This is a genomic window from uncultured Psychroserpens sp., from assembly GCF_947492715.1.
Taxonomy (GTDB): Bacteria; Bacteroidota; Bacteroidia; order Flavobacteriales; family Flavobacteriaceae; genus Psychroserpens.
In genome coordinates, this window is the sequence record NZ_CANLNS010000002.1 from 222,157 (window position 1) to 244,073 (window position 21,917).

General features: G+C 33.3%; 20 protein-coding genes. 1 reads left to right on the forward strand and 19 read right to left on the reverse strand.

The window, feature by feature from the left end; all coding sequences use genetic code 11:
• The first annotated feature begins 70 nt into the window (after window positions 1-70).
• The gene (locus Q0787_RS07840; RefSeq protein WP_298901821.1) at window positions 71-1,315 is read left to right on the forward strand and encodes a S41 family peptidase; all 1,245 of its coding nucleotides are present in this window, start codon (window positions 71-73) and stop codon (window positions 1,313-1,315) included.
• 117 nt (window positions 1,316-1,432) lie between these two features.
• Here Q0787_RS07840 and Q0787_RS07845 read toward each other — a convergent pair whose 3' ends face one another.
• The 19 genes from Q0787_RS07845 to efp form a co-directional block, all read right to left on the reverse strand.
• On the reverse strand, window positions 1,433-2,215 hold the full coding sequence (locus Q0787_RS07845; protein ID WP_298901823.1) for a tRNA pseudouridine(38-40) synthase TruA: 783 nt from the start codon (window positions 2,213-2,215) through the stop codon (window positions 1,433-1,435).
• A gap of 177 nt (window positions 2,216-2,392) precedes the next feature.
• The gene (locus tag Q0787_RS07850) at window positions 2,393-4,135 is read right to left on the reverse strand and encodes a T9SS type A sorting domain-containing protein (protein ID WP_298901824.1); all 1,743 of its coding nucleotides are present in this window, start codon (window positions 4,133-4,135) and stop codon (window positions 2,393-2,395) included.
• Window positions 4,136-4,279: 144 nt separating this feature from the next.
• Complete coding sequence (hisIE, locus tag Q0787_RS07855) at window positions 4,280-4,879, reverse strand: bifunctional phosphoribosyl-AMP cyclohydrolase/phosphoribosyl-ATP diphosphatase HisIE (RefSeq protein ID WP_298901825.1); 600 nt, start codon at window positions 4,877-4,879, stop codon at window positions 4,280-4,282.
• A 47-nt stretch (window positions 4,880-4,926) separates the two neighbouring features.
• Window positions 4,927-5,682, reverse strand: a complete 756-nt coding sequence (hisF, locus tag Q0787_RS07860) for an imidazole glycerol phosphate synthase subunit HisF (protein ID WP_298901827.1) — start codon at window positions 5,680-5,682, stop codon at window positions 4,927-4,929.
• A gap of 2 nt (window positions 5,683-5,684) precedes the next feature.
• On the reverse strand, window positions 5,685-6,431 hold the full coding sequence (hisA, locus tag Q0787_RS07865; RefSeq protein ID WP_298901829.1) for a 1-(5-phosphoribosyl)-5-[(5-phosphoribosylamino)methylideneamino]imidazole-4-carboxamide isomerase: 747 nt from the start codon (window positions 6,429-6,431) through the stop codon (window positions 5,685-5,687).
• The gene (gene hisH / locus Q0787_RS07870) at window positions 6,428-7,009 is read right to left on the reverse strand and encodes an imidazole glycerol phosphate synthase subunit HisH (RefSeq protein WP_298901830.1); all 582 of its coding nucleotides are present in this window, start codon (window positions 7,007-7,009) and stop codon (window positions 6,428-6,430) included. Before hisH ends, hisA begins: the two co-directional genes overlap by 4 nt.
• On the reverse strand, window positions 7,009-8,142 hold the full coding sequence (hisB, locus tag Q0787_RS07875) for a bifunctional histidinol-phosphatase/imidazoleglycerol-phosphate dehydratase HisB (RefSeq protein ID WP_298901831.1): 1,134 nt from the start codon (window positions 8,140-8,142) through the stop codon (window positions 7,009-7,011). Before hisB ends, hisH begins: the two co-directional genes overlap by 1 nt.
• The gene (hisC, locus tag Q0787_RS07880) at window positions 8,139-9,179 is read right to left on the reverse strand and encodes a histidinol-phosphate transaminase (RefSeq protein ID WP_298901833.1); all 1,041 of its coding nucleotides are present in this window, start codon (window positions 9,177-9,179) and stop codon (window positions 8,139-8,141) included. Before hisC ends, hisB begins: the two co-directional genes overlap by 4 nt.
• Complete coding sequence (hisD, locus tag Q0787_RS07885) at window positions 9,176-10,459, reverse strand: histidinol dehydrogenase (protein WP_298901834.1); 1,284 nt, start codon at window positions 10,457-10,459, stop codon at window positions 9,176-9,178. The genes hisC and hisD overlap by 4 nt, the downstream gene beginning before the upstream one ends.
• Window positions 10,459-11,316 carry an ATP phosphoribosyltransferase gene (gene hisG, locus Q0787_RS07890; protein WP_298901836.1) on the reverse strand — a complete coding sequence of 286 codons (858 nt, stop codon included), beginning with the start codon at window positions 11,314-11,316 and terminating at the stop codon, window positions 10,459-10,461. Before hisG ends, hisD begins: the two co-directional genes overlap by 1 nt.
• Before the next feature lie 261 nt (window positions 11,317-11,577).
• Window positions 11,578-12,114, reverse strand: coding sequence for an SH3 domain-containing protein (locus tag Q0787_RS07895; RefSeq protein WP_298901838.1), 537 nt, complete (start codon window positions 12,112-12,114; stop codon window positions 11,578-11,580).
• A 7-nt stretch (window positions 12,115-12,121) separates the two neighbouring features.
• Window positions 12,122-12,940 carry a prohibitin family protein gene (locus Q0787_RS07900; RefSeq protein WP_298901840.1) on the reverse strand — a complete coding sequence of 273 codons (819 nt, stop codon included), beginning with the start codon at window positions 12,938-12,940 and terminating at the stop codon, window positions 12,122-12,124.
• A gap of 65 nt (window positions 12,941-13,005) precedes the next feature.
• Window positions 13,006-15,039, reverse strand: a complete 2,034-nt coding sequence (locus Q0787_RS07905; RefSeq protein ID WP_298901843.1) for a VWA domain-containing protein — start codon at window positions 15,037-15,039, stop codon at window positions 13,006-13,008.
• Window positions 15,040-15,054: 15 nt separating this feature from the next.
• A complete protein-coding gene (gene fabG / locus Q0787_RS07910) occupies window positions 15,055-15,801 on the reverse strand; it encodes a 3-oxoacyl-[acyl-carrier-protein] reductase (protein WP_298901845.1) in 747 nt (248 codons plus the stop codon).
• Window positions 15,802-15,921: 120 nt separating this feature from the next.
• Window positions 15,922-18,891: a pitrilysin family protein gene (locus tag Q0787_RS07915; protein WP_298901847.1), complete on the reverse strand. Its 2,970-nt coding sequence runs from the start codon at window positions 18,889-18,891 to the stop codon at window positions 15,922-15,924.
• 103 nt (window positions 18,892-18,994) lie between these two features.
• A complete protein-coding gene (gene sucD, locus Q0787_RS07920) occupies window positions 18,995-19,867 on the reverse strand; it encodes a succinate--CoA ligase subunit alpha (protein ID WP_298901849.1) in 873 nt (290 codons plus the stop codon).
• Window positions 19,868-19,966: 99 nt separating this feature from the next.
• Complete coding sequence (locus tag Q0787_RS07925) at window positions 19,967-20,371, reverse strand: nuclear transport factor 2 family protein (protein ID WP_298901852.1); 405 nt, start codon at window positions 20,369-20,371, stop codon at window positions 19,967-19,969.
• Window positions 20,372-21,307 carry a UDP-3-O-(3-hydroxymyristoyl)glucosamine N-acyltransferase gene (locus Q0787_RS07930; protein ID WP_298901853.1) on the reverse strand — a complete coding sequence of 312 codons (936 nt, stop codon included), beginning with the start codon at window positions 21,305-21,307 and terminating at the stop codon, window positions 20,372-20,374.
• Between the two features lie 3 nt (window positions 21,308-21,310).
• The gene (gene efp, locus Q0787_RS07935) at window positions 21,311-21,877 is read right to left on the reverse strand and encodes an elongation factor P (protein ID WP_298901855.1); all 567 of its coding nucleotides are present in this window, start codon (window positions 21,875-21,877) and stop codon (window positions 21,311-21,313) included.
• Window positions 21,878-21,917 lie beyond the last annotated feature (40 nt).

Here is a 21,917-nt window from a genome sequence, read left to right on the forward strand (position 1 = left end):
ATAATTGAATTAAACATGATATATAAAATAGATTTGTTTCAGAAAGTTTAATCACATAACATCAATTATCATGAAACATTTAGTCACATTCGGTATCGTTTTTATCTTCAGTATTAATTCAATATTTAGTCAATCTCAACTTTGTGATTGCAAATCTGATTTAGATTTTTTAGTTGAAAAACTAAAAGGAATGCCCTCATATAAAAAACAAATTAAAGGGGATAAACTCATCAAATTTCAGAATACTTATAATGATTTATCTCAAAAAATGGTATTTCCAATTTCAATAGCCGATTGCTTTAGTCTGCTTAACCAACAACTTATGGTTATCACAGATTATCATGCAAGTGTTAGAGCTAAGGCTACTTATTTATCGGAAGACGATTATTATGATGAGCAAAGACAACAAGCCTTTCAAAATACCGAAGCTTTTAAAAATCATCCTAAATTTTCAATGGATTTAGCACAATTAGAATCCAATTTAAAAGTCAAATCAAACGATGACATCGAAGGAATTTACAATTATGGTTCACAACAAACGGTTGGTATAACTAAGATTAACGATAGTACCATTGTTGGTGTTGTCTTAACTAGCACGATTAAAATTTGGGAGCCTGGGCAAATAAAGTTCGTCGCTCAAAAAAATCAATTTGGGAAATATGACATGTACACTTACCACAATAGAAGCAGACAATTACTTATGGTAAAAAATTTAACGCTTGAAAATGGGCGAATCTGGAGTTATAAGAAAAAAGGTAATACCAATAATTATGAAACCGATATAAAGAACAAATCAAATTGGGATTTTAAGCAAATTAATGATGACGTTCAATATGTTTATTTTGGAAAATTCAGCAGTTCAAGTTCAGAAAACAAAAAGGCCTTTAGACGTTTTTATGAAAACCATAAAAATGGATTTACCGCAAAACACATAATTGTTGACTTAAGAAGTAATGGTGGCGGAAATAAAAAGCTGTCGGATCCTTTCTTAAAATTATTCAGAAAAAGCAAGGCTAAAATATATGTTATAACCAATTGCTATACAGGAAGTAATGCAGAGCAGTTTGCACTAAAACTTAAGAAAATAAAAGGTGCCATTCATTTAGGTCAAACAACCTATGGTGTGCTGGCATATGGTATTAATTATGGTACTAGTTATGACACACCATCTGGACATTTTAAGGTAACACCAACCGATATGAACTTTCACAAGTATTTTGAATATGAAGGTTTAGGTGTTACGCCAGATATTAAATTAGATTTTGATAGGGATTGGATAGAACAAACTTTGGAGATTATTGACGAAAACAACTAACAACTTATTGCATTAACATGTTTCTAATATGGGATTAAACTTTCTTTATCTTATCATTAGATAAACTGCTACTAACTAGTATTTGGTAGCAGTTTTATTTATTATTCTAGCATTACATTATTCAAACGTTACAGCATGTAACATCAATCCAGACGCAGGCGCTATAAAATCCATAACTTCTGTGCTTTCAGGTTTTAACGAGTTTTCAATGTAAGTCAAATCCACTTCTCCTCTACCTAATTTAATAAGTGTTCCCATCATCAAACGAATTTGGTTTCGTCCAAACCCCTTTCCTTTAACAATCAATGTATATGTGTGTTCTGGGAAAAAATTCGCAGTAAATAGCGTGTTTTCGACAAGCACACAACTATCAATCGTTCTTTCGTATAGCCCTTTATCTGTGGCTCTAAAACAATAAGGCTTAAAATTATGTGTACCTTCAAAACATTTAGCACCTTGCTTCATGATTTCGATATCTAAATCATCAAGAATAGTCGTCATAATTGGAGCACAAAACGGATGACACTTCTTACCATAAGTAAACAAATACACATAGGTTTTAATTTTTGAATGCTGTATGATATTAAAACTGGCATCAACTTCTTCAATAGTCAAGGCTCTTAAATCTTGTGGAAGATTATGATTAAACAATTCTAAAAACGCTGTTTCATCTTCAATCTTTTCGTAGACAAAGAGTTCAAAAGCAGATTCGTTCGCAGATACCATGGCGTCTGTACGTCCAGAACCTAATGTTTTAAATGATGCGCCATCCAAAATAAAATTTAGCGTTCTATCAATCATCAAATGAATTGTTTTCAGCTTGGGCTGTTTCTGCCAACCATGAAACCGATAACCTAAGTATTGAATCTTTATTAAATAATAAAAGCGTTTATTGAACATATAAGCAAGAACGTTATTTTGTAAGTTTTTACAAAATTTTTGGAAGTATACTTACATCCATCACTATAATCGCGTAAAGGGAGTTTATGTTTTCTAAACTGTATCACTACAAGTTATAAAATAAGCCGCTATAATCAATAATTATAGCAGCTTAATAGATTGGTTGTTTTTATCTTTTTATTGAATGATCAATTTATGCCTTCGTATTTCGTTGTTAGTATTAATTAACTCTAACATATAAATACCAGTACTTAATGCGCTTACATCGATACTATTTTGATTAGTAGCACTGTTTAGAGTATTTGAAAGTACCATACGACCATTCGTGTCATATAATTTACTTTTAGTTTCTTGTTGCAATTCGCCAGAAATAATAATTGTTTTATCTCTATTATTGCTATAGATATTTAAAATCTCTAAGGTCGACTGAGCAACATGAAGCACATCAGTGTCGAACCTAAGGAAAAAACGACCAGTACCAGATAAATCAGTAGTTGGTGTGTATATGAAATCATTGGTGTTTAACAGTGTAACTGTATTAGCAACTGTATCTTCCAAATAAATATCTATAGTATCTGGCATATCTGTTTCAGTAATGCTAATAGTGATTTCTTGTCCTTGGGTGACAGTAATACCTAATGGAACGGCAATATCATACATAGCATTAGGACCAAATGACTGAATCGCGAGATCCAGACCTGTGTCATTTTCAACTAAATGTGAATAAATAGAAAATGAATATGGTCCACCATAAAGTGCGGCATCGTATCCAGGATCAAATCCACTTGAGGCATTACTATTAAAGTAAAAATCGGTACTGAAATTTGAATTACCAGAACTCATCCTTAATTTTATATGTCCGTAATGAGGAGAAGATGGGGTTGCTTTTCCTGAGATAAAATCGTCAGATGTGCCAACACAACGCATCGATGTTGTAAAGTCTATTAAACCCCCTCCTGATTTCGCTTTCACAAAAAAGGCTTGGCCGGGCGCGATGATTTCGGTTATTGCTGGAGAATCAATTGTTGCTTGATTCCAAACTGTCCAGCCGTCTGATGCATCTCCGTCATAACCATAAATTGCTCGATAGGATGCACCATCAAATTGTGATTTATTTAAGTTAAAAAATGTATCAAAATCGAGGTAGGACGGATACGGATTACCAATCAAATTCCATCCATCACCAGAAGATGCATCTGAGATTGGAATACCTAATACATCATTAGTTTGTACTAATCCAGAAAAGGTTAATGTACTTCCATCAATTGTTGCTACTCGATATCCAATACCAGATTCAATTATTGTAGTGGCGTTATTGATGACATCATAGTTTTGATAAACTCCAGTTGCTGTATTATATGGAGCAAAAGCCCTTAAAAATCCAGATGCAGCTAGATCATCAACATTAACTAAAGCGAAATCTTCAAACAACTGATTGGCAACTGGAGACGAAATCAAATCATTAGTCCCAATTTCTGAGGCATACCGATGGTAATTAACAGTGCCAACAATTGTTCCGTCAGCGATTAAACTGGAAAACATTAGAGATGTAGAGTTTAAATCAATAACTGATGACGTTAGGGTTGCACCAGCATCAATACTAATTGCTGCTCCAGGATTAACTACTAAGTTATCACAAACTGTGTTAGCGGAAATATTTACAGTTCCTGATTCTATAATAATAGTATCAATTGAAGTCGCTGTTCCTATTGGACTACTGGGAAGCCAACCATCATCGTAGGTATAAGTAATTGGCAATAATCGTTTTAAGCGTTCGTCTCCATCAGAAGGGTTTAGATGGTTAGTTTGTTGGAGTGTGTTTTGTTTTTGGATGTTAAATCCAAATTTTTCTTGTGCACTTGAAAATTTGTAGACACACAAAAAAAATAAAAAAACTAAAGTAGGTGTAAAGTTTTTCATAAGATTTGGTTGTTAATTTTGTTAAACTAATTTTTGTTTATTTAAGTTAACAAAACCACCAAAAAAAATCGATGAAATTTAATATTATTCGATGAAAAAAAATAATAATCGATTATCTGCTAAAATACCCGACAAAAGACATAATTACTTTGTATTTCTTTGTTCTAAAATTGACATTACATTGTTAATATTAAAGCCTTTAGCCTGTAATAGAATTAAATAATGAAATAACAAATCGGCACTTTCATTCAAAAATAAATCATCATTATTGTCTTTGGCTTCAATCACAACTTCAACGGCTTCCTCTCCTACTTTTTGTGCAATTTTATTGATACCTTCAGAAAATAATGAAGCCACATAGGATGTGTCGTCAGAGGCATTTTGTTTTCTATCAGAAATTATAGATTCTAATTTTGATAAAAAACTATAATCCTGATTATTGTCTTCAGCCCAGCATGTATCTGTACCTTTGTGACAGGTTGGTCCATTTGGATTAACTTTAATTAAAAGTGTATCACCATCGCAATCAAGTTTAATATCTACAAGATTTAGACTATTTCCACTGTCTTCTCCTTTAGTCCATAAACGTTGTTTTGTTCTGCTAAAAAATGTTACCAGTTTCGATTCTAATGTTTTATTTAATGCTTCCTCATTCATATACCCCATCATCAGTACGTTGCGTGTTGTAGCATCTTGTATAATGGCAGGTACGAGTCCGTTATTTTTGTTATAATCTATTTTCATTGTCTTACAATCAGTTATTAATGTTAAGTCTATATGGTATTATGCTTTTATAGTCGTACTGGAATTTGATTCTTATTCAATTCTTTTTTTAAATCCGAAATTGAGATTTCACCAAAATGAAATACGCTCGCTGCCAATGCTGCATCTGCATGTCCTATTTTAAAAGCATCTACAAAATGTTCAGTACTCCCCGCACCTCCAGAAGCAATAATTGGAATATTAACCAGCTTAGAAAGTTGAGCTAAAGCTGGATTTGCAAAACCTAATTTGGTGCCATCATTGTTCATAGACGTAAATAATATTTCACCTGCTCCGCGATACGCCACTTCTTTAGCCCAATCAAATAAATTAATGGTAGTTGGAATCGTTCCTCCAGCCAAATGCACCATCCATTCACCATCTACTTGCTTGGCATCTATAGCTACCACTACGCACTGACTTCCAAATTTGCTAGACAATTCATTTATTAAATTAGGAGATGTCACTGCACTAGAATTAATTGAGATTTTATCTGCGCCACAATGCAGAAGTTGTGCAACATCTTCTACAGATGAAATACCGCCACCAACCGTAAAAGGGATATTAATCTGCTCGGCTACTTTTAGAACCATATCGCGCATTGTTTTTCGCTCTTCTATGGTTGCCGAAATATCTAAAAACACAAGTTCATCTGCTCCAAAATGAGCATATTGCTTAGCCAATTCTACCGGATCACCAGCATCACGTAAGCCTTTAAAATTTATGCCCTTAACTGTTCTGCCGTTTTTAATATCAAGGCATGGGATAATTCGTTTTCTTAGCATCTTTATAAATGTGTTTCTAAATCTCTTAGCAAAATATGTCCTTCATAAATCGCTTTACCAATAATAGCAGCTTCACAGCCTAAATCCTCTAAAGCATTCAAATCTGAAATTGAAGTTACACCTCCAGAAGCAATTAATTTTACGTTTTTAGAAGACCTTGTGCTATCCATTTTTGCTTCTCCCTGATTTAAAATACGTCTGTAAAGATCAAATGAAGGCCCATCAAGCATTCCATCTTTGGCTATATCTGTACAAATAATATAGTCAATGCCCTCTTTTACATAGTTATTAATAAACGGGATAACATTTTGATTACTGGATTCGGTCCAGCCACTAACCGCTATGTTTTCGTTCATGCAATCGGCTCCTAAAATAATTCTGGTACTTCCATATTTAGAAATCCATCCCTTAAAGAGTTCAGGGTTTTTAATGGCAATACTGCCTCCAGTAATTTGTCTAGCACCCGAATTAAATGCAATGTGCAAATCCTCGTTAGTTTTTAAACCACCACCAAAATCAATTTTCAGTTTTGTTTTAGACGCTATCTGTTCTAAAATTTTATAGTTTACAATATGACTGGCTTTGGCGCCATCTAGATCTACTAAATGTAAATACTGAATTCCATAAGACTCAAACTCTTTGGCAACCTCAAGCGGGTTTTCATTATAAATCTTTTTAGACTGGTAATCGCCTTTAGTGAGGCGTACACATTTACCATCTATGATATCAATTGCTGGTATAATTCTCATAATTCTAAAAAGTTTTTTAATAATTGTTCTCCTGCTAAACTGCTTTTCTCTGGGTGAAATTGCACACCATAAAAATTATCTTTTCTTAAAGCCGATGCATAATTCATCCCATAGGTAGAAGTTGCAATGCATTGATCATTCATTTCGGCATAGAAACTATGTATAAGGTACATAAATTCATGTTCTCTAATATTCCTAAACAAATCCGACTTTAAATTATCAATAGTATTCCAACCCATTTGAGGTACTTTCACATCATTAGAAAAACGTTTCACGTTCACATCAAAAATTCCCATTCCATCAGTATATCCTTCTTCAGATGCATTACACATTAATTGCATCCCTAAGCAAATTCCCAACACAGGTTGTTTTAATTGAGGAATTAATGTATCTAAACCGCTTTGCTCAAGCATTGCCATAGCAGAACTCGCTTCTCCTACACCAGGAAAAATAACTCTATCTGCTTTGGTTATACATTCGACATGATTAGAAAGTTTCGCATCAATACCAAGTCTCTTAAAAGCAAACTGAATGCTTTTTATATTACCTGCTCCATAATCGACAATCACTACATTCATTATAATACTCCTTTTGTTGATGGTAAGATCATTCGGTCTATATCACGTTTAACTGCCATTTTAATTGCTTTCGCAAACGCCTTAAAAATTGCTTCAATCTTATGGTGTTCATTGGTGCCTTCTGCTTTAACATTCAAGTTACATTTCGCACCATCAGTAAATGATTTAAAAAAGTGAAAGAACATTTCGGTTGGCATTTTTCCAATCATTTCACGATTAAACTCGGCCTCCCAAACCAACCAGTTTCTACCTCCAAAATCAATCGCTACTTGAGCCAAACAATCGTCCATTGGTAATGTAAATCCGTAACGTTCTATTCCAAGTTTATTACCTAGTGTTGCAGCAAACACCTCGCCTAATGCAATGGCAGTATCTTCTATGGTATGGTGTTCGTCAACATCTAAGTCACCTGTAACATCAATAGCCAAATCCAATTGACCATGACGCGCTATTTGATCGAGCATATGATCAAAAAATGCAATTCCAGTAGATACATTACTTTGTCCATTTCCATCTAAATTCAAATCAATCTTAATCATTGTTTCATTAGTATTCCTTATAATAGAACCTGTTCTATCTTCTGTTTTTAGAAAATTATATATCGCTTCCCAATCGTTACTTTCCAAAGCAATAAATTCATTTAGAATTTCATGTTTAACGGTTATTTCATTGGTTCCCAAATTGGTATCATCATTAATATAAATCCCTTTTGCACCTAAGTTCTTAGCCAGCTCAACATCGGTCAAACGATCGCCAATTACAAAAGAATTGGTTAAATCATAATCTGATGAAAAATACTTAGTTAATAAACCAGTATTAGGTTTCCGTGTTGGCGCATTATCATTGGCAAATGTGCGATCAATATATTGTTCCTTAAACTCAATGCCTTCTGCTTTAAATGAGTTTATCACAAAATTATGTACTGGCCAAAATGTATCTTCAGGATATACAGAAGTACCTAATCCATCCTGATTGGTAATCATAACAATATCAAAGTTTAATTCTTTAGCAATTTTCCCTAAGTATTGAAATACTTTTGGATAGAACTCAAGTTTATCAAATGAATCTATTTGTTCATCTGATGGTTCTTTAATAATGGTTCCGTCTCTATCTATAAATAATACACGTTTCATTGGATTTGTTTTAAAATTGAAATTAGTTTAGAATTTTCCATTTCCGAACCTATAGTTAGTCGCAGGCAATTGTAGCAACCAGGCAAGTTCGTTCTATTTCTTACCACAATACCATTAGCAATAAGTTGATTGTATCGCTTGGTTGCATCATCGACTTTTACTAAAATGAAATTAGCATCAGAGGGATACACAACATCAACAAATGTGATATGCTCTAAAACTTGCAACAATCGACTTCGTTGGTTTAAAATTTCCTTAATTTCTAAGGACAAGCGCTTTTGATCCAGTAAACACTCTAATGCCTTTTGCTGAGTTAGTTTATTAATATTATATGGTGGTTTTATTTTATTAATTACAGAAATGATATAAGACGACGCATAGCAAATACCCAATCTAATCCCAGCCAAACCATAAGCCTTAGACAAGGTTTGAATCACTATCAAATTTGGAAATTCATCTAAGCGATTCGACCAACTCTTTTTTTCTGTAAAGTCTATATATGCTTCATCGATAACAACTATACCTTCAAAATCACGCAATACTCTTTCTATAGATTTTGAAGTAAAACTATTTGCTGTTGGGTTATTTGGAGTACACAGAAAGATCAACTTTGTACGAGAATTTATAGCATTCAAAATAGCGTTAATGTTTGGCTGAAACTGATCATTTAACGGAACTTTTAATAGTTCAATGGCGTTCATATTTGCTAAGACTTCGTACATGCCATATGTTGGAGGTAGTGTTATAACATTGTCTGTATTTGGTTCGCAAAACACTCTAAATATTAAATCTAAAACTTCATCACTCCCATTTCCTAAAAGCATACATTCTGAAGGGATATTTTTAATATCAGATAACGTACTTTTTAATTCAGATTGTTGTGGGTCTGGGTAACGATTAACGCCATTGTCAAATGGATTTTCGTTGGCATCCAAAAAAACAAGGTCATCTGAAGTACTTTTATATTCATCTCTAGCCGAAGCATAGGGTTTTATAATTTTAATATTAGCTCTTATTAAGTTATCTATTGGTTTCATTTCAAATCGTTTAATCTTATGGATACTGCATTTTTGTGGGCTTGTAAACCTTCGGCATCTGCCATAAGTTCTATAGTATTTCCAATGTTTATAATTCCTTCTTTTGATATTTTCTGAAACGTTATGCTTTTTGTAAAGCTGTCTAAATTTACTCCAGAATAAGCTTTGCAAAATCCATTGGTTGGCAGTGTATGATTTGTTCCTGAAGCATAATCTCCTGCACTTTCAGGTGTGTAGTTTCCTATAAATACTGAACCAGCATTTTCAATATTTTCAATAAAGAAATCCTCATCTTTTGTACAGATAATAAAATGTTCTGGAGCATATTCATTAATAATATCCAAAGCAATGTCATTGGTTTCAACCCAAATAAATTTCGAATTATTGATAGCTTTCTGAGCTATGTCAAACCTTGGAAGAAGAGTGATTTGCTTCGATATTTCAAACTGAACTTTTGCTATAAAACCTTTTGAAGTGGAAATGAGAATAACTTGACTATCTGGACCATGCTCTGCCTGACTTAATAAATCTGAGGCCACATAATTAGCTTTAGCTGTATCATCTGCCACAACTAATAATTCGCTTGGTCCTGCCGGCATATCAATAGCCACTCCGTATTTGGTTGCTAATTGTTTGGCAACGGTTACAAATTGATTCCCTGGACCAAAAATCTTATAAACCTTTGGAATTTCTTTGGTACCAAATGTTAAGCCTGCAATCGCTTGAATTCCTCCAACCTTAATAATTTTAGTAACACCACAAAGCTGCGCCGCATACAAAATTTCATTAGCTATTTTTCCCTCGGCATTTGGAGGTGAACATAAAACAACCTCCTTACAACCAGCGATTTGAGCAGGTATTGCTAGCATTAAAACCGTAGAAAACAATGGTGCCGTTCCACTAGGAATATAAAGACCAATTTTTTGAATAGCTCGTTTCTCTAACCAACAATCAACGCCCTTGGTTGTTTGTAATGCTACAGGACTAGTTACTTGTGCACTATGAAAAGAGGTGATATTGTCCTTAGCCGTTTTAATGGCTGCTTTTAAATCTTCATCTATATATTCTGATGCAGTCATTATTTCATCTTTAGACACTATGGCTGTATTTAAAGTTGCTCCGTCAAATAATGCTGTATACTTTAATATAGCTGTATCACCATGCCGTTTTACATCATTAAAAATATTAACAACTGTACTCTCAATGTTATCGACTGTTTGGGTAGGACGTTCTAAAATCTTAGACCAATCTTCTCTATTTGGGTTTATTATCGTTTCCATTACAATACCATGTTTTCAATTGAACATACTAAGATTCCCTCTGCTCCATTTAACTTCAACTCATCTATAACATCCCAAAATTCGTATTTATTAATTACAGAATGTAACGAACTCCAACCCTCTTGAGCCAGTGGTAAAATAGTTGGACTATTCATGCCTGGTAACATATCAATAATAGCATCTAATTTTTCATTAGGTGCATTGAGTAGTACATATTTATTTTGGCGTCCTTTTAAAACAGATTGCAAACGAAATTGGAGTTTGTCTAGTATAATTTGACTTTCCGAAGAAATTAAAGGCGATACTCCAAGTACAGCCTCAGATTTTAATAATACATCAACTTCTTTTAATCCGTTCTTAAATAAAGTGCTGCCACTAGAAACGATATCTACTATAGCATCTGCCAATCCAATGTTTGGTGCAATCTCAACAGAGCCGTTTATAATATGAAGTTTAGCATTAACATTATTATCTTTTAAAAAGGTATTGACAGTATTGGGATATGATGTTGCTATACGCTTACCTTCTAGATCTGATATAGAATTATAGTGGTTTGATTTGGGTACTGCGATTGATACCTTACAAGAAGAAAACCCCAGTTTTTCTAATATGGAAATGTCATTTCCTTTTTCAACAAGAAGATTTTCTCCAATGATAGCGGCATCTACAATGCCATCTCTTAAATATTGAGGAATGTCTCCATTTCTGAGATAAAAGACTTCTAGTGGAAAGTTTTTTGCTGAAACTTTTAATTGATCTCTGCCATTATCTATAGCGATACCAACATCTTTCAAAAGCTGCATTGAGTTGTCGTGAAGTCTTCCCGATTTTTGAATTGCAATTTTTAATTTACTCATTTTGGTTTGTTTTTGTTTGAGTAAATCGTTTCGGGTACCTAAAGCATAGCACTAAAAAAAAACCGTTTGATTTACTCAAACGGTTTTCTTAATATCTTGATTTTATTCAATACATTTTCAGCTCGCTTGAGTGCCAGAATGAAAATGATGATGATGTAATTGAATAAAAGTCATGTTTTCTTTTGTTTGAACAAAGGTTGCAAATTTTATTCTAAAATTCCAAATCCTTTTTAAATTATTATGATTTATTTAATATTAAACTTATTTCGGACAGGTTGTCCAAGGTAATCCGCATTGGTCTTTATAGCCTAACCATCCTGTTACTTGCTTTTTACCTACTCCAAATTTTACCTTAGCCCATAATCCATCAACCTCGATAACATTTACCTTTTGAAAATTGTCGAGTCTATGAATTTTATTTGAATTCAACGAGGGTAAATCATAAATATACACTTGATGCGTTTCATCATAATTATCAACATCTATTAAGAAGTTTACATTTTTCACCCAATAGTTTTCATAGTTGTATTGCTTTTTTGATGATGGTAAACGGCTAATGTTTTTAATCTTAAACCAGCCATAGTCACTATTTAGAATTGTTAGTTTATACCATGCGTTTTTATCATTAATATTATATAATGAGTCTACTACTTTACCATTTATATCATCATAAATAAGTAGCGGTTTTTTAACATCCTTATTATAATAGCATTCTACATAATTAGATCGCTCAGCATAAGATTCACCTGTTAAGAGCAAACTAAAACAACATAATATAGAAATAAGAACTGTTTTCATTTATAGTTTATTGATTTCCTAAAATTATTGGCATCCCAGAATCTCCAGAGCCTATAACGATAACCTTACTATTTGGAGATTCGGATAATTTAATTGTTGCTTCAATACCCTTATCCTGAAGGATTTTATCTGTTAGAGATGCGCTTAAGATTCTATTAGCTTCGGCCTTACCTTTGGCTTCAATAATCTGCTTTTGTGCTTCTTTATCTGCTGTTACTAACCTAAATTCGTATTCTAATGATTCTTGTTCTTGTTTCAGTTTACGTTCAATCGCTTGTTTAATTGTAGGTGGCAATGTCACATCACGCACTAAAACTGAATTTAATTGAATAAACTGAGGTTCCAAAATCTTTTTGGTTTCTTCAAAGATCTCATTTTGAATAGCGTCACGCTTTGTTGAGTATAACTGCTCTGGTGTATAACGACCAACAACACTTCTCGTCGCAGAACGGATTGCAGGTATAATCACACTTTGTAAATAATCTTCACCTCTTGTTTGGTGAAGTTTAGCAACAGATGCAGTTGTTGCTTGATATAATACAGAAGCATCTAGTTTAATTTCTAAACCATTAGATGATAAAACTGACATTTCTCTTTCAAACAATTCTTGCTGTCTTACATTGTAAACAAAAACCTTATTCCAAGGCGCAATAATGTGAAACCCTTCATCTAAAGGAGCTTCGTCTGTAACTACACCGTCACCTAGGGTTTCATAAAGAACACCACGTTCTCCAGAACCTATTGTAACCGCAGATTTTACTAATAATATGATTAATACGACTACTACAAAAACAATTGGTAGTGCAATTTTTGGTAATTTTTCCATGATTTATTTATGTTTAATTTTTAGTTAATTATGATTTGTAAAGGTATTTTAAAAATCGTACTTAATTATATAAGTCCGTTATATTTCCTTATAAACCACTCGGCACTAAGGCTCAATATGATTAGAGCAAGAAGATATTTCCAATCAATCAAAGGTACAACTTTTTTGGTACTGTTTTGAATCGTTGCAAATCTCGAATCATTTAATAGGTCGTTGATTACAGCGTTTGTATTATCAATAAAATATGATGTTCCATTACTGGTTTCGGCCAAACTTTGAAGTTTGGATACATTGGCATTTAAAAACTGTTGCTCAACATTATAATCCAATATCTTAAGCTCTCCCGATTTTGATATATTTTCGTTATTCACTTTAACTGTGAACGAATAATTTCCAGCATCAAGACCGCTTAAATCGACTTCATAATTTGTGTTTTTCAATACAAACGGAAACGATTGTGTTTCATCTGTATCTTTATTTTTTAAAGTGATATTTAAATTGGCATTATCTTCAAATTCATAATTTTTATTAAAGAATTGAGCGGCAATCTTCACGTTATCATTACCGTTATAAAACGATTCGTAATTTACGTTTAAACGTGTACGACGCTTATTAGTACTTAGATACTGTACCAATTTACCAATGAAATTATCAAAAGTATTAAACGAGTCTTCATTTAAAAATGCTTGGGCTCTCCATCTCCAAATACCTTCCCCTAGAATAAGTGCCTCGCGTCTATCATTAATTTCAAACGTTGCGAATAAAGGTTCGTCTATTTCCGTACCATTAATGGTCTTATATAAAATGGTTTCAAAAGGTACGCTAAATGTTGTTTCACCGAACTCTGCAGTTAATGGCGGAAATTCGCTAAAGTTTAAATTATCAACTATAAATGTGGCATAATTCTGATTTAAACTTGGTTGATATTCTTCAATTTGATTGGTGAGTTGTTGTTTATAATTTGATTGTAGCTGGTTTAAAAGCGACCAATTTGTTTTAGTACCAGCAATAACAATTTTATTTAATTTTAAGCGATCAATTTCTTTAAATAATGCCCTAAAATTATTTGTAGGCTGGTACACAATAACCAATTGAAAATCGCCAGACGCGCTTAAAAATTCAGTTGTAGATAAGATTTCAGCTTTTCGTTGTTCGTTACTCTCTATCGATTTTTTCAAAGCCCCTAAATCTGGGTGTAATATATCCGATACAATAGCCACATTTGTTTTTTGATCAATAACTTCGACAGCAAAATTTTTGACATTATTAATAGTATTCTTCTCATTGTCTAAGGGAACAACTTGTGCTCTATAACTTGTAACACCAACGCTGTTGGCTGGAAGTGTTAAATTCACAATTCGAGAAGTTTCAGATTTACTAAAACTTATGGGTTGAGAAAATACAGTTGTAGTTCCAGACGTTATTCTAAGTTGTGTATTAACAGGAGAATTACCATTGTATGTTGCAATAACTTCAACAGGAAATTTGTTTTTGAGATAAGCATAACGATTAACATTTAGTTGCTGAATTTTCACATCAGTATATGTCGTTGTATCTCCCAAAATAATCGGAAAAACTGGTTGCTTATAACGTTTAGTTGCATAGGCATAATCATTGCCGTAGGTTTGATTACCATCAGAAATAAGAAGTGTTGGAGCAATAGAATTATTGTATACTTCTGCCAAACGTTTAAAAACCAATGCCATATTTGATTGTTTCTCGTCAAATAAAAGTGAATCTGCTTGATGAATCTCTTTTCCGAAGCTATAGAACTCTAGATTAAAATTAGAATTGAGTGCTTCATTGGCCTTTAAAGCATTTATAAAATCGGTCGAATTTTGAGATTGATTAAGATAGTCTATAGACTCAGAATTATCAATGGCAACGACCAGATTTGGTTTTTCATTAAAATATGTGATTTTATCAAATTTCGGATTGATAAGTAACATAAAAATTGAAAACAGCGTCACAAACCTAAGGGCTGACAACAACCAAGATCTGAGACCTTTAATTTTCGATTTATAAGCATACTGAAAAAGCGCTAGTAATAGCGCTATAATTCCAGATATAATAATATATGTTATTGTTTCCGTTTGCAATTAATATCTTATCTATTATGTTAGCATTCCACCATCAACATTAAGCGTCTGACCTGTAACATATGCACTCATGTCACTTGCTAAAAACACACAAGCATTGGCAATATCTTCTGGGCTTCCACCTCTTTTTAACGGAATTGCAGCCCTCCATCCTTTTACTGTATCTTCATCTAACTTTGCCGTCATTTCAGTTTCAATAAAACCTGGAGCGATAACATTACTTCTAATGTTTCTCGAACCCAATTCTAAAGCCACGGATTTTGAAAAGCCTATAATACCAGCCTTAGAAGCCGCATAATTGGTTTGTCCAGCATTACCTTTAACACCAACAACAGAACTCATATTAATAATTGAGCCTTTACGTTGTTTTAACATGGTTCGCTGCACAGCTTTAGTCATATTAAATACAGATTTCAGGTTCACTTCTATCACTTTATCAAAATCTTCCTCTCCCATTCTCATAAGGAGGTTATCTTTTGTGATACCTGCATTGTTGACTAAAATGTCAATACTTCCAAATTCGGTTAAAACCTCCTCTGCTAGTTTTTGAGCATCTTCAAAATTGGCAGCGTTGCTCTGATATCCTTTAGCTTTTATACCCTGAGTATTTAGCTCTTTCTCTAAAGCATTAGCTGCTTCAACAGAAGAGCTATATGTAAATGCAACGTTAGCGCCATGTTGTGCGAAAACTTCGGCTATACCTTTACCAATTCCTCGGCTAGCGCCTGTAATTATTGCAGTTTTTCCTTCTAATAATTTCATTTGATACTATTTTTTGGTTAGTTATAAAGTAGTAACCAAATATAACAAATACAAGTTGCAAGAAATAAAAAAACCTCACAAAATCTTGTGAGGTTTTTAACAATATAAAATGCTTTAGAATTACATTTTTAATTCTTCAGGTTGTTCATAATTAAATAAATAATCTATATCCATTTCATGAACCTTACCTAATTTACTTAGGGCATCAAAATCGATATCTTTTTTATTTCCTATAACCATAACATTGTAATGTTCTCCCTTGATATTTTTATTGAAAAAATCACGAAGATCATCCATTGTCATATTTTTAATTGTATTGTAGATTTCCTCTCTATTATCATTATCAATTCCTAACTTCTTTAGGCGTTCATAACTCCAAAAGACATTTGATTTTGTGATACGTTGAGCGGCTAACTTCTTAAGTGTAGATTCTTTAGCTGCATTGAATTGTTCTTCAGCTTCTGGCATGTTGGTCATTAATTCCATCATGGCATCAACAGCCTGAGGCATTTTATTGGCTTGTGTTCCAATATAAGCCATAATGTAATTAGAATCGTCTTGTTTATTTGCGTTGCTATAACTAGAGAACGCCGAGTAAGCTAAAGATTTAGATTCTCTAATCTCCTGAAATACAATTGAAGACAATCCGCTTCCAAAATAAGTATTAAACAATGTAGAAGCCGCCATGTTTTCAGCTTTAAAAGGATCTCCTTTTGCAAGGAATAACATTTCAGATTGTACCATATCGAAATCGACAAAGTATACATTTCCTCCTGTTTCTTTTTCTAAATAAGCCATAGCTTCTGGGTAAGCATTTAACTCATCTGCAACGATGTGATTTTCATTTAAAGCGGCTACAGCTGCGTCAACATCTTTACCGTAATAAAATACACGTTGCTCATAGTCTTTCATTCCTTTTACAATTTCAACCAACTCAGCTGGATTCATTTCATTAAGTTCATTTATTTGAAAAATATTTCTTAATCGCGAGTTTTCTCCATACTTACCATAATTCATTAATCCTCCCCAAAGGATACTTCCTTTTTGGGTTTTGTTATCCTTTCGACCTTTAGCTATAGACTCGACATACTTATCATAAGCCTCTTGATCTGGTACAGCGTTATTCCAAAGGTGTTCTAATAGCTCTAAACCTTTAGGTAAGTTTTCTTTGATACCACTCAATCCAACATACGTGGTTTCTGGTCCTGCGCTTACATAATAGTTAACACCTAATTTGTAAAATTCCTTTTTAAGTTCTTCAGCAGAATATTTATCTGTTCCAAGGTATTCCATATATCCAGCGGCAAGACCTAATTTTTTATCGTTATCACTTCCCATATCGAAAATGATATTCATGTTAAATAGGTCATTTTGCTCGTTATTTATATAAGATACTTTAATACCATTATCTGTTTTTGTTTCCTTTATAGCTTCTTTATAATCAATAAATTTTGGCTGTAAAGGTTTAGATTCTAATGCATTAAAACTTGTTAAGTACTCTGAACTCTTATCTCTATTTAACTTAACAGGTGTAATTCCAGGATTTTCAACCTTAACAATAGATGTATCTTCACCTTGTCTCTTATACGTAATTACATAATTGTCTTTATAAAAAGACTTAGCAAAATCTACTAATTCTTGTTTTGATATCTTTCTTAAATCTTCCAAGAATTCAACTCTATCTTTCCAATCTTGTTCTTTAATAAACGCATCAACATACATGTTTGCTAACGCAGAGTTATTTTCATACTGTTGCGTTTGACTTAGTTTTAAATCATTAATAACCGCATCCATCATCCATTCGTCGAAATCACCATTTTTAAGTTTTTCAATTTGAGCAAGTAATAACAATTTAACTTCGTCTAAGGTTTGTCCTTCTTTAGGCGTCCCAGAGAATGTATGGTACCCATACTCTTTTAAAAAGGTAGGTGAACAACCTGCATTCTGAACGAGTTGTTGTTGATTTAAATTTAAATCGATAAGACCTGCAGTACCATTAGCTAGAATCATATCAGCCATTGTTACAAGTTTCTCTTCCTCTGTACCGGCCGCATCTGTTCTAAATGCCAAAGAAACCGTTTCTGCTGTAGGTCCGAAAACTTCATTAACTACAGGAGATGTGATAGGATCTTCTTTCGGTAATTCTGGGTGAACAACTTCTTTTTTCTTTAATTTCCCAAAAGTATCATTAACCTCTTTTATGGTTTTATCAAAATCAATATCACCAACAAGTATCATTGCCATATTGTTAGGAACATAATACTTATCAAAGTAGTTATGAATATCAATCATTGAAGGGTTTTTCAAATGTTCACCTGTTCCAATAGTTGTTTGTTGACCATATGGATGATTAGGAAACAATCCGTCAAGCATAGCGGCATAACGCTTTCTAAAATCATTATCTTGTCCTCTATTAAATTCTTCAAAAACAGCTTCTAACTCTGTATGAAATAATCTTAATACTAATTGACTAAATCGTTCGCTTTCAAGGCTAAGCCATTTTTCCAATTCATTCGCTGGTATTTTGTTTACATAAACCGTTTGTTCGAACCAAGTATATGCGTTCGTTCCTGTAGCTCCTAAAGAACCTACCATTTTATCATATTCATTTGCGATACTATGATTAGATGCTTCTAGAGATACTTCATCTATTTTTTTGTAAAGCTCTTTCTTCTTTTCTGGATCAGTTTCAGCTCTGTGTTGTTCATACAATTCTGAAATTTGATCTAAATAAACTTTCTCCTTTTCCCAGTCTGCAGTACCAATTTCATCGGTACCTTTAAAGACCATATGCTCTAAATAATGTGCTAATCCAGTTGACTCTTTTGGATCATAATTAGATCCAGCTCTAACTGCAATATAGGTTTGGATTTTAGGCTCGTCAACATTTTTACTTAAATACACTTTTAAACCATTGTCTAAAGTATAAAGGCGCAGGCCTGTTGGGTCGTTGGCAACAGATTCATAAGATAATCCGTTTGCGTCAGTTTTAGATTCGACAGCATATGCCAAATCTGTTTTGTTATCTGTTTTACAATTGTACGCGAGTACAATAACAAACAGCATAACACATAGTTTGATCTTTTTCATTTTTCGATATAGATTAGTTTTAAAAAAAAATTCCGTTGACTAAGTTACAGTCAACGGAATTATAACGATGGAGTTTTATATTTATTTTAACAAGATATTGGCATTATCCAATAACTTCGGCTACCTTTTTACCTATTTCAGCTGGAGAGTCTACAACGTGAATTCCACAATCTCTCATAATTGCTTTTTTCGCTTGAGCAGTGTCATCGCTTCCACCTACAATTGCTCCTGCATGTCCCATAGTACGACCTGCTGGTGCAGTTTCACCTGCAATAAATCCAACAACAGGTTTCTTACTTCCACTATTTTGGTACCATTTAGCAGCATCTGCTTCTAACTGACCACCAATTTCACCAATCATAACAACACATTCTGTTTCTGGGTCGTTGATTAATAATTCTACGGCTTCTTTTGTGGTTGTTCCAATAATTGGGTCTCCTCCTATTCCAATAGCTGTAGTAATACCTAAGCCTTGCTTTACAACTTGATCTGCAGCTTCATAAGTTAATGTTCCAGATTTAGATACAATTCCAACCTTTCCTTTTTTGAAAACAAAACCAGGCATGATACCAACTTTAGCTTCCCCTGGAGTAATTACACCAGGACAGTTAGGACCAACTAATCTACAATCTTTTCCTTTGATATAATCTGAGGCTTTAATCATATCAGCGACAGGAATACCTTCTGTAATTGTAATAATCACCTTAATACCTGCGTCTGCGGCTTCCATAATTGCATCTGCTGCAAATGCAGGTGGTACAAAAATAATAGTTGTATCTGCTCCTACTTTAGCAACAGCATCTTCAACAGTGTTAAATACGGGTTTATCTAAGTGCGTTTGACCACCTTTCCCTGGTGTTACACCACCTACTACGTTTGTTCCGTATTCAATCATTTGACCTGCATGAAAAGTACCTTCACTACCGGTAAAACCTTGAACAATTATTTTTGAATCTTTATTAACTAAAACGCTCATTTGTGTTTGTTTATATGATTTGTGTTATTTTATATAAGAATTTTGATGTGAAAATTCGTTGTGCAAAAATAAGTTTTTGAATATGATTTTTAAACCTTTTTAAACTTTTATTTCGGCATAAGAATTTAAACTTTCAGAACTATCATCTGCTAATTGGCTAATTTCATAACCTTTGTAGAGTTTACCATCTTTTACTTCCCAAATTGAAATAAAATGCGCTAAGGCATCTTCCTTTTCTGGTCTTTCTATAGACGTCACATAAATGGTGTAACGTGCGGTAATTGTATTATGATCTTCCAAGAGGTGACTCACCCTATAATTAAATGATAAGAAGGCTTTTTTTAGACCTTCTAGCATCTTTTTTATACCATCATAATCTAACGATGTAAAACCGTTGGTACTATTCCATAATAGTTTGCAGTCCTTATGAACTAAGTCAATAGCATTTTCAGCTTTTGCCAAATCCAATTCGTAAAACGATTTAACAACGTCCTTTGCAGTCATTTATATATTTTTTAATTTTTCTAAAATTTCGGGAATCTTTCTTATGGCAGCAATCTCTTTGTATTTACTTCTAAAATCATCAGCAGGTACACCAAAATAACTTTTATGTCCTTCCAATGATTTGCTTACTCCCGCCTTAGCTGAAATAACTGCTTTTTTTCCGATAGTAATACCACTTGTTATACCCACTTGTCCCCAAATAGTAACTTCATCTTCTATAATCACGCATCCAGCGATACCAACCTGAGAAGCTATTAAGCATTTTTTGCCTATAACTGTATCATGTCCAACCTGAATTTGATTATCCAATTTAGACCCTTCACCAATAGTTGTATCGGCAGTTACACCTTTATCAATGGTACAAAGTGCTCCAATATCAACATTATCTTCTATAACTACGCGCCCACCAGATTTTAGTTGGTCAAAGCCTTCTGGTCTATTTTTATAATAAAATGCGCTCGCGCCTAAAATAGCTCCAGCATGGATAGTAACATTATTTCCAATAACAGTATCATCATAAATACTAACGTTTGAATGAATAGTACAATTATTACCTATGGTGACATTATTACCTATAAAACAATTAGGCTGTATTACTGTATTCTCTCCGATAATAGCGGATTCTGAAATAGAAACATGAGCCCTTTTAAACGGTTTGAAATGTAATGTTAGTTTATTAAAATCTCTAAAAGGATCATCACTAATTAAAAGTGCTTTTCCTTCTGGGCAATCAACTTTTTTATTAATTAATACAACAGTAGCATTTGATTCTAAAGCCTTATCATAATATTTTGGATGATCAACGAAAACAATATCACCAGCTTCGACAACGTGAATTTCGTTCATACCCAAAACAGGGAAGTTGTCTGCACCAACATAATCTGCATCTATTAAATGTGCAATGTCTTTAAGTGTATGTGGTTTTGGAAATTTCATTAATTATTCCTTGATACGTTCTTTATACGTTCCTTTAGCCGTTTCAACCTTAATCTTGTCTCCTTCATTAATGAATAAAGGAACATTAACCGTAGCTCCAGATTCAACAGTAGCAGGTTTAGTTGCATTTGTAGCTGTATTACCTTTTACACCTGGTTCAGTTGCTGTTACCTCAAGAATAACACTGGCAGGCATATCTACTGAAAGTGGCATATCGTCCTCTGTATTGATTAAAACAGTTACAATTTCACCTTCTTTCATTAAATCTGGTCTATCGAGTGCAGCTTCTAGTAAACGAATTTGAGAGTAATCTGCTTCATTCATAAAATGATAAAACTCTCCATCATTATATAGGTATTGAAACTTATGAGTTTCTACACGTACGTCTTCAATTTTATGTCCAGCCGAAAATGTATTATCAATAACTTTTCCTGTTGTGACACTCTTTAGTTTCGTTCTTACAAAAGCAGGGCCTTTACCTGGTTTAACGTGTAAAAACTCAATAATTTTAAAGATATCATGGTTATATCTAATGCATAATCCGTTTCGTATATCTGATGTACTTGCCATATGTTTTTATTTAATAATTTATTAGTTGTTTTAAAAGTGC